20 protein-coding genes and 1 tRNA gene are annotated in these 16,954 nt (G+C 34.2%); 13 read left to right on the forward strand and 8 right to left on the reverse strand.

What is annotated here, in order from left to right; all coding sequences use genetic code 11:
• Positions 1–49 precede the first annotated feature (49 nt).
• From kynU to JS605_RS00830, 9 genes are all read left to right on the forward strand, one after another.
• A complete protein-coding gene (gene kynU / locus JS605_RS00790) occupies positions 50–1,321 on the forward strand; it encodes a kynureninase (protein ID WP_203255801.1) in 1,272 nt (423 codons plus the stop codon).
• Entirely contained in the window at positions 1,314–1,718 is a 405-nt protein-coding gene (locus JS605_RS00795) for a hypothetical protein (protein WP_203255802.1), read from the forward strand. The genes kynU and JS605_RS00795 overlap by 8 nt, the downstream gene beginning before the upstream one ends.
• A gap of 3 nt (positions 1,719–1,721) precedes the next feature.
• Positions 1,722–3,143 (forward strand): FAD-dependent oxidoreductase, encoded by a 1,422-nt coding sequence (locus JS605_RS00800; RefSeq protein ID WP_203255803.1) that lies wholly within the window; start codon positions 1,722–1,724, stop codon positions 3,141–3,143.
• Positions 3,144–3,229: 86 nt separating this feature from the next.
• Positions 3,230–4,012, forward strand: coding sequence for an SDR family oxidoreductase (locus JS605_RS00805; RefSeq protein ID WP_203255804.1), 783 nt, complete (start codon positions 3,230–3,232; stop codon positions 4,010–4,012).
• A 133-nt stretch (positions 4,013–4,145) separates the two neighbouring features.
• On the forward strand, positions 4,146–4,676 hold the full coding sequence (locus JS605_RS00810; RefSeq protein ID WP_203255805.1) for a 3-hydroxyanthranilate 3,4-dioxygenase: 531 nt from the start codon (positions 4,146–4,148) through the stop codon (positions 4,674–4,676).
• A 40-nt stretch (positions 4,677–4,716) separates the two neighbouring features.
• On the forward strand, positions 4,717–5,802 hold the full coding sequence (locus tag JS605_RS00815; protein ID WP_203255806.1) for an amidohydrolase family protein: 1,086 nt from the start codon (positions 4,717–4,719) through the stop codon (positions 5,800–5,802).
• 109 nt (positions 5,803–5,911) lie between these two features.
• Positions 5,912–6,100, forward strand: a complete 189-nt coding sequence (locus tag JS605_RS00820; RefSeq protein ID WP_239000222.1) for a hypothetical protein — start codon at positions 5,912–5,914, stop codon at positions 6,098–6,100.
• A gap of 65 nt (positions 6,101–6,165) precedes the next feature.
• Positions 6,166–6,816 (forward strand): O-methyltransferase, encoded by a 651-nt coding sequence (locus JS605_RS00825; protein ID WP_203255808.1) that lies wholly within the window; start codon positions 6,166–6,168, stop codon positions 6,814–6,816.
• Positions 6,817–6,828: 12 nt separating this feature from the next.
• Entirely contained in the window at positions 6,829–7,614 is a 786-nt protein-coding gene (locus JS605_RS00830) for a carboxylesterase family protein (protein WP_203255809.1), read from the forward strand.
• Positions 7,615–7,635: 21 nt separating this feature from the next.
• Here JS605_RS00830 and JS605_RS17470 read toward each other — a convergent pair whose 3' ends face one another.
• The 5 genes from JS605_RS17470 to JS605_RS00855 form a co-directional block, all read right to left on the reverse strand.
• Entirely contained in the window at positions 7,636–7,923 is a 288-nt protein-coding gene (locus JS605_RS17470) for a Sec-independent protein translocase subunit TatA/TatB (RefSeq protein ID WP_317194096.1), read from the reverse strand.
• An 83-nt stretch (positions 7,924–8,006) separates the two neighbouring features.
• A complete protein-coding gene (locus tag JS605_RS00840) occupies positions 8,007–10,310 on the reverse strand; it encodes a M1 family metallopeptidase (protein WP_203255811.1) in 2,304 nt (767 codons plus the stop codon).
• Between the two features lie 109 nt (positions 10,311–10,419).
• Positions 10,420–10,920 carry a DUF6702 family protein gene (locus tag JS605_RS00845; RefSeq protein ID WP_203255812.1) on the reverse strand — a complete coding sequence of 167 codons (501 nt, stop codon included), beginning with the start codon at positions 10,918–10,920 and terminating at the stop codon, positions 10,420–10,422.
• Positions 10,921–10,982: 62 nt separating this feature from the next.
• Positions 10,983–11,771 (reverse strand): hypothetical protein, encoded by a 789-nt coding sequence (locus JS605_RS00850; RefSeq protein WP_203255813.1) that lies wholly within the window; start codon positions 11,769–11,771, stop codon positions 10,983–10,985.
• A gap of 95 nt (positions 11,772–11,866) precedes the next feature.
• Positions 11,867–12,664: a carboxypeptidase-like regulatory domain-containing protein gene (locus JS605_RS00855; RefSeq protein ID WP_203255814.1), complete on the reverse strand. Its 798-nt coding sequence runs from the start codon at positions 12,662–12,664 to the stop codon at positions 11,867–11,869.
• Positions 12,665–12,811: 147 nt separating this feature from the next.
• Between JS605_RS00855 and pepE the strand changes: the two genes are divergently transcribed.
• Positions 12,812–13,519 carry a dipeptidase PepE gene (gene pepE / locus JS605_RS00860; RefSeq protein WP_203255815.1) on the forward strand — a complete coding sequence of 236 codons (708 nt, stop codon included), beginning with the start codon at positions 12,812–12,814 and terminating at the stop codon, positions 13,517–13,519.
• A 43-nt stretch (positions 13,520–13,562) separates the two neighbouring features.
• Here the strand turns inward: pepE and JS605_RS00865 are convergent.
• Both JS605_RS00865 and JS605_RS00870 read right to left on the reverse strand, forming a co-directional pair.
• A tRNA-Gly gene (locus tag JS605_RS00865) sits at positions 13,563–13,638 on the reverse strand.
• 47 nt (positions 13,639–13,685) lie between these two features.
• Positions 13,686–14,111, reverse strand: a complete 426-nt coding sequence (locus tag JS605_RS00870; protein ID WP_203255816.1) for a GNAT family N-acetyltransferase — start codon at positions 14,109–14,111, stop codon at positions 13,686–13,688.
• Between the two features lie 85 nt (positions 14,112–14,196).
• Here JS605_RS00870 and JS605_RS00875 point away from each other — a divergent pair, with 85 nt between their 5' ends.
• The 3 genes from JS605_RS00875 (at position 14,197) to JS605_RS00885 (ending at position 16,092) form a co-directional block, all read left to right on the forward strand.
• Entirely contained in the window at positions 14,197–14,649 is a 453-nt protein-coding gene (locus JS605_RS00875; RefSeq protein WP_203255817.1) for a GNAT family N-acetyltransferase, read from the forward strand.
• A gap of 85 nt (positions 14,650–14,734) precedes the next feature.
• Positions 14,735–15,502 (forward strand): M48 family metalloprotease, encoded by a 768-nt coding sequence (locus JS605_RS00880; protein ID WP_203255818.1) that lies wholly within the window; start codon positions 14,735–14,737, stop codon positions 15,500–15,502.
• Positions 15,503–15,603: 101 nt separating this feature from the next.
• Positions 15,604–16,092, forward strand: a complete 489-nt coding sequence (locus JS605_RS00885) for a COG1470 family protein (RefSeq protein ID WP_203255819.1) — start codon at positions 15,604–15,606, stop codon at positions 16,090–16,092.
• Positions 16,093–16,486: 394 nt separating this feature from the next.
• Here JS605_RS00885 and JS605_RS00890 read toward each other — a convergent pair whose 3' ends face one another.
• Entirely contained in the window at positions 16,487–16,882 is a 396-nt protein-coding gene (locus tag JS605_RS00890; protein WP_203255820.1) for an ankyrin repeat domain-containing protein, read from the reverse strand.
• Positions 16,883–16,954: the final 72 nt, after the last annotated feature.

A 16,954-nucleotide genomic window follows, 5' to 3' on the forward strand; every position in this document is an offset into this window, starting at 1 on the left:
TCTAAGCTTTTATTGCTTATTTTTGTTAGAAACCGAAAACAAAAATCTATTGTCTGATTACAAATTAGGTCTTGATTATGCTCTAAAACAAGACCAAAATGACACTTTAAGACCTTATCGAAATCTGTTTCACATTCCAAAAGACAAAAATGGAAATGATTTGATTTACATGACAGGGAACTCTCTTGGTTTGCAGCCCAAACAAACCAAATCTTATGTAAATCAAGAACTTGACGATTGGGCTAGTTTGGGTGTAGAAGGCCATTTTGAAGCCAAAAACCCATGGTTAAAATACCATGAATTCCTAACAGAACAAATGGCAGAGATGGTAGGAGCAAAACCCATTGAAGTTATTGTAATGAATACCCTTACGGCAAATCTTCATTTTATGATGGCTTCGTTCTACCAACCCACTACATCCCGATATAAAATATTGATTGAAAGTGATGCATTCCCTTCTGATAAATATGCTGTAGAATCACAATTACGGCATCATGGATTTGATCATAAAGATGGATTAGTACTTTGGAAGCCCCGAAAAGGAGAAGAGCTACTAAATTATGAGGATTTAGAAAATATTTTAGAAGAACAAGGGACAGAGATTGCCTTGATTATGATTGGAGGGGTAAATTATTACACCGGACAATTTTTTGATTTAAAACGTATTACAGCACTTGGCCATAACCATGGTTGTATTGTTGGTTTTGATTGTGCCCATGGCGCAGGTAATGTTGCACTTAATATACATGATTCTGGTGCCGATTTTGCAGCATGGTGTACCTACAAATATTTAAATTCTGGTCCAGGTAGCTTAGCAGGGTGTTTTGTACATGAAAAACATGCCCATAGAAAAGACCTTAACCGATTTGCAGGCTGGTGGAGTCACAACAAAGAAACACGTTTTAATATGCGAGGGGAATTCGATCAATTGCCTGGAGCCGAAGGTTGGCAGTTAAGTAATCCACCTATTTTATCTATGGCAGCTATAAAATCGTCTTTAGATGTTTTTACCAAAGTTGGTATGGAAGCTCTAACAGAAAAATCTAAAAAACTCACAGGGTATTTTGAGTTTCTACTTAAAAATTTAGGAGAGGATTTTATTAGGATTATAACACCTAGCCAACCAGAGGAACGTGGATGTCAACTTTCTATACAAGTTAAAAATGCAAATAAATCTTTGCACCATAAATTAACCGAAGCCGGCGTTGTTAGTGATTGGCGAGAACCAGATGTAATTCGTTGTGCACCTGTACCTCTTTATAATTCGTTTGAAGATGTTTACAGGATGGTTGAAAAATTGAAAGCTATTTTAAATGATTAAAAAAGCATTCATATTAATATTAGTTTTTCTACTGACAATTTGCTGTAATTCTGGCACTTATGATAATGACCCCAAATCATGGAAAAAAGTATTTGGGGAGGACAGTCCAAAAGGAATAGAAGTAATTCAATCCAGATTTTGGAAATCTGCTCATTGGTCTTATGAATTTGAGTTTTATTGCGAAATGAATGCAACCAAAGAGTTCTTAACTTATTATTTTATTGACCATTTTAAAATGAAACGTCAAAAGAAAAAAGTTGTTTTCTATTCAAATAATAAGCCTAATTGGTTTATTAAAAATCTAGAAAACTATGAAGTCTGGGAAAAAGAATATTCAATTACTCTATATTTAAATGAAGAATCTGATAAGGCTTATTTACATTGTAATCAATTTTAGTGAATGGAAGAGAAACAACAAAACATACTCATCATTGGCGCAGGTCTTTGTGGCTCGCTTTTAGCACTTAGGCTTGCCCAAAGAGGCTACAATGTTTCGGTGTATGAAAAACGCCCCGATTTACGAAAAACTGACATTAGTGCTGGTCGCTCTATAAACCTAGCTTTTTCCAATCGAGGTCGTAAAGGCATAGCTTTGGTTGGAATTGAAGATAAGGTAAAAGCCCTGTGCATCCCTATGCATGGACGTATGATACATGATACCCATGGCAATACGTTTTTATCCAACTACAGTGGCAGAACACATGAACATATCAACTCTATTTCTCGTGGAGATTTAAACACTTTACTTCTAGATGAGGCAGAAAAACACGAAAACGTTAACATATATTTCAACAAGAAATGTAAATCTGTAGATTTTGAAAAGACTACCGCACTTTTTAAAGACTACCTAACAAAAGATGAATTTGTGGAAGACGCCGATGTTATTATTTCTACAGACGGTGCAGGCTCCATTATGCGAAAAAGCTATTATTTAGGTAAAAAATTCTTGTTTAGTTTTTCTCAAGACTATTTAACCCATGGTTATAAAGAACTCTCTATATTGCCCAAAGACAACGGCGTTTACAGAATTCATAAAAACGCATTGCATATATGGCCCCGCAAAAGCTTTATGTTAATTGCCTTACCTAACTTAGATGGTAGTTTTACCGTAACACTCTTCTTAAGTTACAACGAAGGCAAATACAATTTTAACAACCTTACTAATAAAGACATCGTTCTAGAATTCTTTCAGAACGAATTTCCAGATGCATTGGCAATAATGCCAAATTTATTAGATGATTTCTTTGCAAACCCCACGGCGCCTTTAGGTACTATAAAGTGTTCCCCCTGGCATTACAAAGGCAATACACTTTTAATGGGAGATGCGGCACATGCTATTGTCCCTTTTTATGGTCAAGGTATGAATGCCTCTTTTGAAGATGTTGTAGAATTTGATGCTATTTTAGATAAATATGAGGGCAATTGGGAAACTGTATTTTCTGAATATGAAAAAACCCGAAAAAAAGATACTGATGCCATTGCCGATTTGGCTATTGATAATTTCCATGAAATGAAAGATCATGTGGCCAAATCTATATTCAAAGAAAAGCGAAAAATTGAGATGGCTCTGGAAAAAGAATTCCCAAATGACTATGCATCAAAATATAGTTTGGTTACCTTCAATGAAAACATAGGTTACCGCGAAGCTATGCTTCGAGGAAGAGCTCAAGATAAAGCCATTTTAAATATGCTTTCTGATGGTGTGATTTCATCAACAGATAACATCAAAGTTATTTTAGAAAAAGTAAAATTAGAAACTGCCACTATTTTAGAGGATGACAAAATTGCTGGGTTGAGCACAGAACCCAAGGAAGGAATTTAAAACAAAAAATTAATTAAACATATCAACCAACTCCAAAACCCTGTTGAGAGTTTCTCCCCAAAAAGGAGATTAAGAGGGACGTATTAATGGATTTAAAACTAAATAACAAAAATGCCTTGGTATGCGGTAGCACACAAGGCATAGGAAAAGCCACTGCTATTGCTCTTGCCCAAGAAGGTGTTAATGTAACACTGGTGGCAAGAAACAGAGAAAAACTAAAGGAGGTTTTAGCAGCACTGCCGCAACATAGAAACCACAGTTACATAGTGGCAGATTTCTTGAATCCAAGGGATTTACAAGAGCAAGTAATTAAGTTTATTGAGAAACAACATGGTTTCCATATCTTAATCAACAATACAGGTGGACCTGCCAGTGGCGAAATTGTAAATGCTAGTTTAGAGGCTTTTGAAAATGCATTTACCATGCATTTAAAATGCAATCATTTATTAGCACAATCCACACTACCTTTTATGAAAGCAGAGGGTTTTGGCAGGATAGTTAATGTAATTTCAACATCTGTAAAAGAACCTATTCCAAGACTTGGTGTGAGTAACACAATTCGAGGTGCTGTTGGTAATTGGAGTAAGACCTTAAGCATGGAAGTTGCTGAATTTGGTATCACAGTAAATAATGTGCTCCCAGGATTTACAGACACCGAACGTTTGGCTGAAATTATTAAAATAAAAGCTAAGTTAGAAGATACCTCTGTAGAAGAAATGACAGAGATAATGAAAAACTACACACCAGCAAAACGGTTTGCACAAGCAGAAGAAACTGCAAACGCTATTACCTTTTTAGCCAGTGAAGTGGCAGGATATATTAATGGTATTAATCTACCTGTTGATGGTGGTCGGACCAAATCTTTGTAGGGACTTCTTATCCCTTTTAAAGGAAATGAAAAATTACCTAATATGTATTATCTTTAATTTAGAAAATCAATTGTAACTAAAATTCAAATACCCGTTTGGATTTCTCCCTTTGGGAGAATAAGAGGGGCTTACTATGAGCAATGTAACATCTCCCATAAATTTTAAAGCCTGGATTGAGGAAAACCGACACCTTTTAAAACCTCCAGTAGGTAACAAAGTGGTTTGGAAGGATAGCGATTTTATTGTTATGGTGGTTGGCGGTCCTAACAGCAGAAAGGATTATCATTATAATGAAACACCAGAGTTTTTCTACCAAATAGAGGGCGATATTGTTCTAAAAATAATTGACAATGGTGTGCCTAAAGATGTACATATAAAAGAGGGCGATATTTATTTATTACCGCCAAAAGTACCACACTCGCCACAACGAGGTGCAAACACTGTAGGATTGGTTATTGAATATAAGCGCCCTGAAGGCACAAAAGATGCACTGCTGTGGTTTTGTGAAAACTGTGCAACAAAACTATACGAAGAAGACTTTACTTTAGACAACATTGAAACCGATATGCCTAAGATTTTCGATGCATATTACGGAGATAAAAAGAAACGTAGTTGCCCAAATTGCGGTACAGTAATGCAACCCCCTAAAAAGGTTAAACTATAAAATTAATTACCATTCCTGTCTTCACTAAGAATACCCTATAATGAATAAACGTAAACTAAGAATAAACGGTCACTCCCACCTGTTACCTTATCCTGAGGAAATCCCAGAATTTATGAGGGAAAAAGGCATTTTTTGGGTTGATAAAGACCGTAAATTCATGTTGCAAAAAGGGTGGAAACGTCCCGTTACTGATTCTAGCTTTTTTTTAAATGAAAAGTTAGAATGGATGGAACGCAATAAGTTAGACCATGCGGTGGTGTTGAATTTATCCCAACTTTATGGTAACGGCTTGCGTGTAGAAGAAATGAAAAAAGCATTACGCTTTCAAAATGATTTTAATGCTAGAATTCAGCATGAACACCCAGATAAATTCACTTGTGGCTTTGTGGTACACCCCGGTTTTATAAGAAGTGCCGGTTGGGAAATAGAACGTTGTGTGGAAACTTTAGGGATGCGCTTATTATGTTTACCAACGCATTACATGGACACTATTGGTACGTGGCGTTGTATTTTTGATGAGGAAAACGAACCTCTTTTTGAGTTAGCTAATAAATATAATTTAGCTGTTGAAATCCATCCGTATGATGGGGAAAAATTTATAAACCTTGAAAATACTGCATGGAGGTTTCACCTAATTTGGATGTTGGCCCAATGTGCAGATGCTTATCATTTTTTAACATTAAATGGTTATCAAGAAAAGTTCCCCAACATGCGTACATGCTTCGCACATGGCGGACAATTGGCACAAATTAATTTAGGGAGGCGCATTCAGGGGTTTGATGGTAGACCTGATTTGTTTGAAGGCAAGCACCACCCCAGAAAAGCAGTTGGCCACAAAAATATTTTCTTTGATACGTTAGTACATGATACAGGAGGATTAGATTTGTTGATAAGAAATCACGGTTCTAAGCAAGTTATTATGGGGCTAGACGATCCATATCCTCTGGGAGAAATGGAAAGTGAACCGCAATCTTCCTATCCTGGCAAACTTCTAGACTTAGCTATTGAACGAGATATCATTACAGAAACCGAATATAATGCTATTTGGGAAGATAACGTTTTACAATGGTTATATGGTGATGATGAAAATGGCAAAAAAGAATTGGTTGATAGAATTCTATCCTAAAAAATGCTATTTAGTTTACTTTTCTTTCATATATTTAAACAATCAACAAACTAAAATTATGAGAAAAATAGGTTCTTACATGGTCTTTTTTGGACTCTTCGCAATTGTTTTGAATTTCATAGATAGAGTACCAACCATATTAATGTGGATATACAGCTGGGGAGATACTACAGCTTGGATAATAAAAATAGCATTAGTCGTTGTAGGAGCCATACTCTTTATAATGGGAGGAAAAGCTGAAGGGACTGAAACTGGAAACCCTACTAGTGATAATGCTGCTCCAAAAGCAGAAGAATAATAATCGTACTTTTTAGTGATTACCCTAAATTTGTTTTCTATTTTTAGAACTCAAACAGGTAACTTATGCATTTTATTCCTGAAGATTTAGATGATTATGTTGTGGCACACTCTGAAAATGAGCCTGAATTACTACAACAACTTACAAGAGAAACTTACCAGAAAATTTTACAGCCACGCATGTTAAGTGGTCCATACCAAGGAAGGGTTTTAAGTATGATATCTAAACTGGTACATCCAAAAAATATTTTAGAAATTGGAACATATACTGGCTATTCAGCCTTATGCTTAGCAGAAGGTATGCAACCTGATGGCATATTACATACTATTGACATAAATGAGGAGTTAGTAGATTTCCAGAGGAAGTACTTTGATTTGTCTGAATACGGTTCCCGTATTCATCAACATTTAGGAAATGCTTTGGATATTATTCCCAGTTTAGATGTAACTTTTGATTTGGTATTTATTGACGCAGATAAAGAAAACTATTCCAATTATTTCAACATTGTGATAGATAAATTGAGTTCTGGAGGTATTATTTTATCTGATAATGTACTTTGGAGTGGTAAGGTTTTAAATACTTTATTTAAAAAAGAAGACACTTCTACTCCAGCACTAATTGCATATAACAAACTTTTAAAAGAAGATAAAAGGGTAGAAACGGTGGTTTTACCTATTAGAGATGGGTTAACCATAAGTAGAAAAAAGGATTCTTAAACACAAAAAGATATGACTTTATTAAATTTTAAGCTATTAAGCGCAGTTTTAATTATTTCTAGTTTTAGCGTAGTAAATTCTCAATCTACTTCATCACTTTTCAGTTATGAAGAATATGTGGACACCCAAGGAGATACCTTAAAATACAGACAGTTAGTTTGTGATTATGCTGATAACACTAAAAAATATCCGTTAGTAATTTTTTTACACGGAATGGGTGAGCGAGGTAGTAATAATGAAGCCCAGTTAAAATGGGGTGTTAGAAATTTTGCAACAAGCGAAAATATGTCTCAAAACCCATGTATATTAATTGCGCCGCAGTGTCCTGATAATAGTGTATGGGGAAATTATAATAGAAATATGGAACTTCAAGCTCAACCTACTAAACCAATGCAGCTTCTTAGGGAACTTATAAATGAAGTGATAAAAAAATCTCCCGTAGACCCTAATAGAATATATATTACAGGACTTTCAATGGGCGGTTTTGGAACCTATGATGCCATTTCAAGGTATCCAGACTTATTTGCTGCAGCCGTGCCTGTTTGCGGAGGAGGCGATATTTCTAAAGCTAAAGACTTTGCGCATATACCAATTTGGATATTTCATGGAGCAATAGATAGTATAGTAAACCCCATTTTATCAGTAAACATGCTAAATGCCCTAACAGAAGCTGGTGCTACACCCGGTTACACACAATATCCAGAAGTGGGGCACTTTTCTTGGATTATGTCATATAGCGACAAAAATATGATGACTTGGCTATTTAAGCAACGTAAAAAAACCAAAGTTACAGATTAAGAGTAAAAGAGTATAACTTAATTAAAATTTTCGTTTTACTGATCCTGTGAAGTCCTCCAAATCTTCTTTTACCTTATCTATTTCTTGCTTCACATCTTTGGTTACACTGGTATCTATACCATTATTTTCGGCAGTTTTTGTGATTTCTTGCTTTATATCGTTAGTGGCATCTTTTAGCGTACGCATACCTTTACCCAAACCACGTGCAATTTCAGGTAACTTATCTGCACCAAACACCATGATTGCTATAAAAAGGATAAAAGCGATTTCCGTACCGCTAATAAATAAAAATGTTGAAGTTTGTATCACAGTACAAATATAGTAAGTTGTTTTGAGAGCATAAAAAAAAGCCGATTTTAAAAAAATCGGCTTCATAGGAATAATTAAATTGTTTACCCTTTTATACCTTGCTTAAAGTTTTCAAATTCTCCTTTCTCTTCTTTTTTAGGCCAATAATTATTTGTTGTATCAACATCAGCAGTTTCCTCATTAGGATCAATGGCAATGTTTACAATCTCCTTATCACTTGCTATTGCTTTACTTACTTCATTATCATTAAGCCTCCATATTTGTGCTGGGTATTTTTCTGTTTTCTTAGTACCATCAGCGTAGGTATACTCCACAATAATAGGCATTACTAAACCTCCTGGTTTTTCAAAGGTAATATTGTAAAAATACTTTGGTGCTTTTATATGTTGACGCTCTTCCTCCGAGAAATTATCCATTAAATATTCTTTTACTGTTTTAACGTCTTTAGGGTTCTGATCTAACATTGATTTCTTAAAATCCTCACTTCCCTCTTCTACCATATATACTAAAGGTCTTAATTGTTTTTTCTTAATCCCCCTTTCTTTCATTATATTCTTCATGTAAGCATTAGGTTCAGAGGATACATAGTACTTTTTAACATCCTTAAGCCCTATATCTACCCAATCAGTGGTATAAAACCAACCTCTCCAATACCAATCTAAATCAAAAGCTGAAGCATCTTCCATTGTTCTGAAGAAATCTTCTGGTGTTGGGTGTTTAAACATCCATCTGTTAGCATATTCCTTAAATGCATAATCAAATAAATCTCTGCCCATAACCGTTTCTCTTAAAATATTTAGAGCTGTAGCCGGCTTGCCATATGCATTATTCCCAAACTGGTAGGTGTTAATACCTTTGGTCATAATTGGTGCTATGTAATCTTGATTTCCACTCATGTAAGGCACAATCTTTTTTGCAGGCCCTCTTCTATGAGGAAATTCTGTATCACCCTCAGCTAACGCATCAGGATAAGCCTTAGCAAAATCTACTTGAGCCACGTACTGCACAAAACTGTTTAAGCCTTCGTCCATCCATGTCCACTGGCGCTCGTCACTATTTACAATCATTGGAAAAAAGTTATGCCCTACCTCATGGATAATAACTCCCATCATACCATAGCGTACACGATCACTATACGTACCATCTTCCTTAGGGCGTCCATAGTTCCAACAAATCATAGGATACTCCATACCTTGTTGCTTTGCATGAACAGAAATTGCTTTATGGTAAGGATAATCAAACGTCATTCTAGAATACGTTTTTAAAGTACTAGCCACCGCTTTTGTAGACCAGTCCTCCCAAAGTGGATTACCCTCTTTTGGGTACATTGAAACTGCCATTACATCCTTATCTCCTATTTTAACCACCATCATGTCCCAAATAAATTTACGTGAGGTTGCAAAACCAAAATCTCTAACATTCTCTGCTTTTAATTTCCAAGTTTTTGTTGCTGTTGAAAATCCTTTTTCTGCAGCCTCAGCTTCTTCTTGGGTAACAATTAAAACAGGTTCATCATACGATTTTTTTGCTTGCTCATAACGTTCCATCATTGTTTTAGAAAACACTTCTTCTCTATTTGTCAACACACCTGTACCATCTAAAATATGATCTGCCGGAACTGTAATATTAACTTCATAATCCCCAAAGGCTAATGCAAACTCGTCACGCCCCCAGAATTGTGAGTTTTGCCATCCCTCAACATCACTATATACTGCCATTCTTGGAAAAAACTGAGCAATAACATAGGCTCTGTTCCCATCTTTAGGGAAAAATTCATACCCTGAACGACCTTCTTGCTTTACATGGTCATTAATATTGTACCACCACTTTACTGAAAATGAGAACTTATCTCCTGTTGTCATAGGTTTAGGGAGTTCAATACGCATCATGGTGCGGTTAATTATGTGAGGTAGAGGCTTTCCATCAACATCTATAACAGCTTCAATATTAAAACCACCATCAAAAGGTGCCGCTAAATAATCATCTGTAAATTGGCTTGGATACATTACCGGTTCTACCTCATTCCCTTCTATCAAGGGACTCTTAGAATCTTTAGCCCTAACATTCTGGTCTAATTGCACCCAAAGATATTTTAATACATCTGGGGAATTATTAGTATAAGTAATGGTTTCAAAACCTGATAATTTTGCATTTTTATCATCTAAAACAATATCCATTTTGTAATCGGCCTTTTGCTGGTAGTAAGCATGTCCTGGCGCACCAGATGCAGCTCTGTAGACGTTTGGCGTAGAAAACTCATCATAAAGCTGCTTGAATTTATTAGTATTGGTATGCCCTTTTTTAGGAGCTGAATTTTCTTTCTCTTGTGCACAAATACCTGAAGAAATAAAAATTAAAGACAGAAAATAATACAAAAGATGTTTCATTTGATACATTATAATTTTTAAAAAAATTTGTTAATTCTGGTAACACTTTTTCAGAAATGTCACGTAATGCGCGCTAAAATATGACTTTAAAGAAGTTTTGTCCTTTAATTTAATTAAAATTTAACACTGCTTTAGCATTTTGCTTTGTTAAAATAAAACTCTTTCTATTAGAGTTGATGTTAAGTTTTGTAATATTCTGTTGGGTAGCATATAAATCGAATAGGGTTTCATTAGAAACCTCGATGGTTTCTATTTTTGAGACATCTTGAATTTCGAGGTAACATTTTACAATTCCCGCCTCAATTTCCTTACCTATATAATTCATACTTTTTTCAGAGTTATCTATCTTTATCCTTAACTTTTCACTAAGGTACTTGTCCACATAAAAATCTATGTTACTTTGCGTATCATCAAATGTTAAACTTTCATCGTATCGTTCTTTTAGTACATCCTCGAAATCATCAATAAATAGACGGGATATTATTTGAACGGATGCTTTATCTTTAGCATACTCAATTTGTGTATTACTGATGTAGTACTTATGCTCTAGAGAAAAAGAAGACACAGTAAAAACGAAAAGAAATAGAATGACAACTTTCAAGAACCTCATAACCTTTGTAAAATTTCTGCTAATGTAATTATTTTATAAGCTTTCAAAAAGTATTCCAAAAATCAATCCTTGTCCTTCTGGTTTACTTTATATTGTTTAAGTTTTTGTTTTAAAAATTCTAGAATTTCTAAATCTGATTTTTCATGACACCTTTCATGGAAATTCTCATCCATCTCGCAGAAATAAAAGAAATCTATTCTAAATTCTTCTTCAAGTGAAATGATACTGAACAACGTCTCTGAAAATGTCTCTCTTATTTTAACAATTAACGCTTCATTACGTTCATGTTTTACGCGTTGTTTTAGCATTTTTGTTCTGCCAGTTATTCCATTAAGTATTGGATCAAGCGGGATAGATCCTGTTAACGCTCCAAGTAACATTTTAGGTTTAAACTCACCAGCTTCAGCAAGTCTTCGTTCACTTTGTGTAGCAATCTTACCTTTATAACCAGGGATACCTACATCATAAAAATTAATTGGTGCACTACCTTCTACATTTTCAATATCTGAACTTAAATTACCAGACAACACCTTACCAACTGTCACTAAATTTAACGCATTAACCTGTTCAACTAAAATAACCGAAACTGTTCTTGAATCAAAAATAGTTTTAGAAATTATAACATCTTTTACTTCATGTTGTACCGAAGAAAAACTTAAAGTATCATTTATACTTACAGGAATTGTAAAATTCCCCAATTTGTCAGTTATAGTAAACCTCTTTGCTGTTTTATTAATTACATGGATATTTTCCACATTGGCGCTACTTTCAACTTTACCAGTAATTTCAGTAGATTGTGCTATCCCAAACTGAATAGAAAAAAGAATTATAAGAGGTAATGTTAACTTCAAAGAATGAGGATATTTAAAACCTCAATAACGGAAGTAAAGTCTTAAACAAAATAAAAAATGCATCTAAAGTTTTGTTAAATAAGAAGTTACCCTCTTTAATCCTTCTTTAAAAACTCTATGCTTTTTTGATTTAAAAGTTCTAAAAATTCTAATTCCCTACCATAATTAAGCAGAGTAAAATCAAAATCATCACTTTCCACATAAGCTATAAAATCTTCAACACGGTGTTCTGGGATGTTAAAATTATCAACTAAAAACTCCGAGGCAAAATAGTACTTTATGGCATTTGCAGGTACATCAGGCATATCCTTGGGCTTTTTCTCCTTGGCCTCAGATCTAAAGATAGGCAACAACAGTTGGTCCACAACATTTACCACATTTAAACCATTATACAAGGTATTGCGCTGAATATCATCTCCAATATTTTTTACCTCTGTTTTGTAATCGGTTTCAAAATTATACTCACTACTATGTTTCACGCCAAAATAAAGTGCATCCAACTTAGGATTAAAGGTTTTAGAATCATCAATATCAGTTATTAAATTACCCGTTAACCCTTTGGACTTTACAACAATCTCATCAAGCTTATTAATTTCTTCAATCAAAAAGATTTTCATGCTTTTCGATTTTATGATATCTGCATTCACTTTAAAATTTAAGTTTTGAAACTGCAAAGCACTAACCTCTATAATATCATTTTCTGCTATGGCGATAGTAAATTCTCCATTATTATCTGTAACCGTACCTTTGTTAGAGGATGAATTAAAAATGGTTATTCCAGAAATATCACTGTGCTCCACAACAATTTTACCTTTAACATCTGTCCTCGTAATGTTTTGGGCATTTATATTCATGGTAGCAAAAATCAGTAATACGTATACAATCTTTTTCATAGGTTAGGTTTTTAACAAAAATGCATTGTTTTTTAAATTAAGCAATTCTTTGTCCTTTAAAAATACGATTAAAAACGCATTTTGTAAAATATGTCTCTCTTAATATTTGTTAAAAAAATAGTTAGATTTACGCCATATTGAAATAAAATGAAAAATGTAATTATCGCCAGCACGTCTACTTTGCACGGTAGTAGGTATTTAGAATACATACTTGAAGAACTTTCCGTGCTATATAAAAATGTAAAAACCATAGTTTTTATCCCATATGCAAGACCAAGTGGCATTTCTCATGATGATTACACAGAAATAGCACGTAAAGCTTTTTCTAAAATTGGAAAAAACATTGTTGGATTACACACCTCTAAAAACCCCAAACAAACCTTAAAAAATGCCGAAGGTATTTTTACAGGAGGGGGCAATACGTTTGTTTTGATTCATCAACTATACAAAAATGAATTGATAACCACTCTTAAAGATACCATTAACGCAGGTACACCCTATTTAGGCACAAGTGCAGGGAGCAATATTTGTGGATTAACAATAAAAACTACCAATGATATGCCTATTGTATACCCGCCAAACTTTAATGCTCTGGGCATAGTACCCTTTAATATAAACCCACACTATTTAGATCCAGACAAAAACAGTAAACATATGGGGGAAACCCGTGAGACTAGAATTAAAGAGTTTCATTACCATAACACACAACCCGTAGTTGGGTTAAGAGAAGGCAGTTGGTTACGGATAGAAAACAAAAACATTACACTAAAAGGCACATTACAAGCAAGAGTTTTTGAGTACAACAAACCACCTTACGAGATAAATCCGGACACCAATCTTGATACATTAAATTAAATGTATCTTTAAACATAAAAAGCCCCATGTAACATGAGGCTTGTGGAGCGGGAGACCAGGTTCGAACTGGCGACATTCAGCTTGGAAGGCTGACGCTCTACCAACTGAGCTACTCCCGCATTAGCGATGGCAAATATATAATACTTCCCAAATACACCAAAGAAAATTATAATTTCTTTAAAAAATGATAACCCAAAATTTTAAAACCCTCGTTGTAATAAAATTTATGGGAGGCATAATTACTTACATAAGTATTTAATTCCACAGTGTTGCAACCTTTGTCACCCACATAATTGTAAATCCATTTAAAAAACTGTTTCCCAACACCTTTTCCCCTGTAGTTTTCTTCAATATAAACATGATCTACCTCAACACTTTTTCCAGCATAGTGCCTCGTACAAAACCATAAACCACAAACCCCCACAATACTATCATTATCATAAATTACAGCACACTCATAATGTTGTGTTGCCATTTCTAAAAAGCGCTCCTCTAAAACAGACTTAGGTACTTTAAAATCGTTCAACTTTTCAACCAAAGGCACTATTTTAAGTATATCGCTTTTATTGAGTATCCCAAAACTAAAACTCATATAAAATTTTTAACGTGAAGATAAAAAGTAAATTTTGTTATTACTAAATTTTATTAAGTTTGAATATCGCTTCACAACCCATACAATGTTAGTAAAAAAGGAATACCAAGTTAAAGAAATATCAGCAGAGGAGACGTACTTAGTAAGGCATCCTGTTTTAAGAACTGGAAAACCTATTGCTACTTGCGCCTTTGTTGGGGATAATTTAGCGTCCACTATACATTTGGGACTATTTCATAAAAATAATATAATAGGTGTGGTATCTTTTATGCAAACTAAACATGAATTATTTAATAAAACATCGCAATACCAACTAAGAGGTATGGCCATTTTACAACCCTATCAAGGTAAAGGATTAGGAAATATACTATTGCAATATGGCGAGGCACTATTAGCAAACAAAAACGTAGACCTTATTTGGTGCAATGCCAGAAAAAAAGCCCTAAATTTCTATAAACGTAGGGCATACAAAATAAAAGGTACATCATTTAACATTTCTGATATCGGCGAGCACTTTAGGATGTATAAAGTTTTGTAAAACCTTAATGTGACATTTTTATAAAAAAGGTGTCTTAAATACATACACCAAATTTTTGTAATTTACTACTCTAAAACTGTCAGACATGAGAGGAAGAAATCTTAAAGTAAGGCTACTTATAGGAGTCGCCATTGCCCTATTTTTTGTTTTAAAACGTTGTAGCCAACGAGAGGAAAACCCTTATACAGGGAGAATGCAAACCATATCTATGACTCCAGATAAAGAAATTGCCATAGGTATACAAAATGCACCTCAAATGGCACAACAACATGGAGGGTTACATCCAAATAACGAGTATCAAGCATTAGTAGACAATGTAGGGCACAAACTTGTAAATAACAGCGTAGCTAGAAGCACACCATACAGATACGAATTCCATTTATTAAACGATTCCAGAACAATTAATGCTTTTGCACTTCCAGGAGGACAAATATTTATCACTTATGCCTTGTTCTCTAAACTTGAGAACGAAGACCAATTGGCTGGTGTTTTGGGACATGAAATAGGTCATGTTTTAGGAAGACATAGTGCAGAACGTATTGCAGAGAGCGAATATTGGCAGGGTTTAGCAACCGCAGGATCAGTAGGTGCAGATATGGGCGGATTAGTAAGCGGTATTGGACAACAAACCTTGTTAACAAATGGTAGGGATGATGAATTAGAAAGTGATGATTTAGGTGTGAAATTTATGATAAAAGCTGGTTATAATCCAAAAGAGATGATTGGTGTAATGAAAATTTTAAAAGAGGCTGCAGGGCCAAATCGCGTTCCAGAATTTCAAAGTACACACCCAGATCCTGAAAATAGAATGGAAAAAATAAGAGAATCCATAGAAAAATATAAAAGCTTATAATTTAAGCATATAGGTTAAAAAATAAAATATAATTTGAATAGCTCATAATAATGTTTTTTTTAAGCCGTTTGAATTATTACTTAACCTATAAATAAATTAAAATGTTAAAAACACGCAAAAAAACGAAAAAACAAAGCCCCATTACCATTAATCTCTTTAAAGTATGTATCGCTCTCTTAATTTGTGGTTTTACGCTTACTAGTTGTGATAGTGATGACACCCCTAAAGATGAACTGGAGGAAATGGACGACAGACAAGATGGATTAATTATCCTTAGTTCTTACAGTGTTGATTTTGGAGAAGTTAATAGCACTACAAACACTGCAAAAAGTAATAACGACACTGTTGTCCCCGTTACTTTAACCAACAATTCCAACGAAGTTTTAACAGGCTTAAGCGCCTCTATTGACTTCCCAGGAAAAGCTGCTGTAGAGTTTCAATTTAAAGCCCTTGATCCAGGAGAATCAATGACTGTTAATTTTACCTTTGGCCCATCAAACTTAGGTCCAGGAGTGTATACAGGAGAAGCCGTTCTTACACCATCTATTGGTGAGGAAATTAAAGTTGAATTGAAAGCCACAGTTATATAATAAGTAACATGTGCTTGAATTATATTTAATTAGTTTTTCCAAACTAAAAATTAGTTGAATAAGAAAACCGTCCTATTAAAAAATGGGACGGTTTTCTATTTTTATTTAAAGTTATATACGAAAGTTATTTTTTTGAATGATAAGCATACATGGATTCAGCTCTTGTAATTTTAACCTACATACAACGAGTTATACCTCAAGCAGAAACATAAGTTACTTTCTCTTGTTTTAGTTTAAATATTGTGTCTAAAACCTAAATCTTGTGCATTGCCCCATAGTTATGGGAATAAATAACAGAAACTAAATGTCGAGAACTCTTGTACATTAAAAAAGCCCTCTCTCAAGGGCTTTTTATTGTGACTAACTCAAAATAATTATAATAGTTTTTCAATAATTATTTTTTCTTTTTGGCAAGAGCCTCTTTTAAAACTTTTTCGGCATCTACAGCTTTATGCAATTTTGCATATTTCATAGCAGTCATACCCTTTGTAGATTTTACCTTTAATTTAGCTCCTTTAGCTATTAAAAGTTTTAAAATATCGCATCTGTTAAACTTTGCCGCATACATCGCAGGAGTCATGCCATTAGATTTTTCGTTTACATTAGCACCAAGCTCAATTAATTTTTTTACCGTTTCTAAATCGCCCTTGGCAATAGATACACAAAACGGACTTACTTCTGAAATAGCTACTGAGCTATATACTTTTGTTGGTGTAAATGAAGTTGTAGCGTTAACACTGATAATAGAAAAACATAACGCAAATGCGGAAATAATGATTGATTTTTTCATGATGAAAGAATTTAATTTTGATTAATGATTGTTTTTTGATTACACTAAAGAGACGACATAAAAATCAATTTG

Origin of the sequence: Hyunsoonleella ulvae (assembly GCF_016827605.1) — a bacterium.
Classification (GTDB): Bacteria; Bacteroidota; Bacteroidia; order Flavobacteriales; family Flavobacteriaceae; genus Jejuia; species Jejuia ulvae.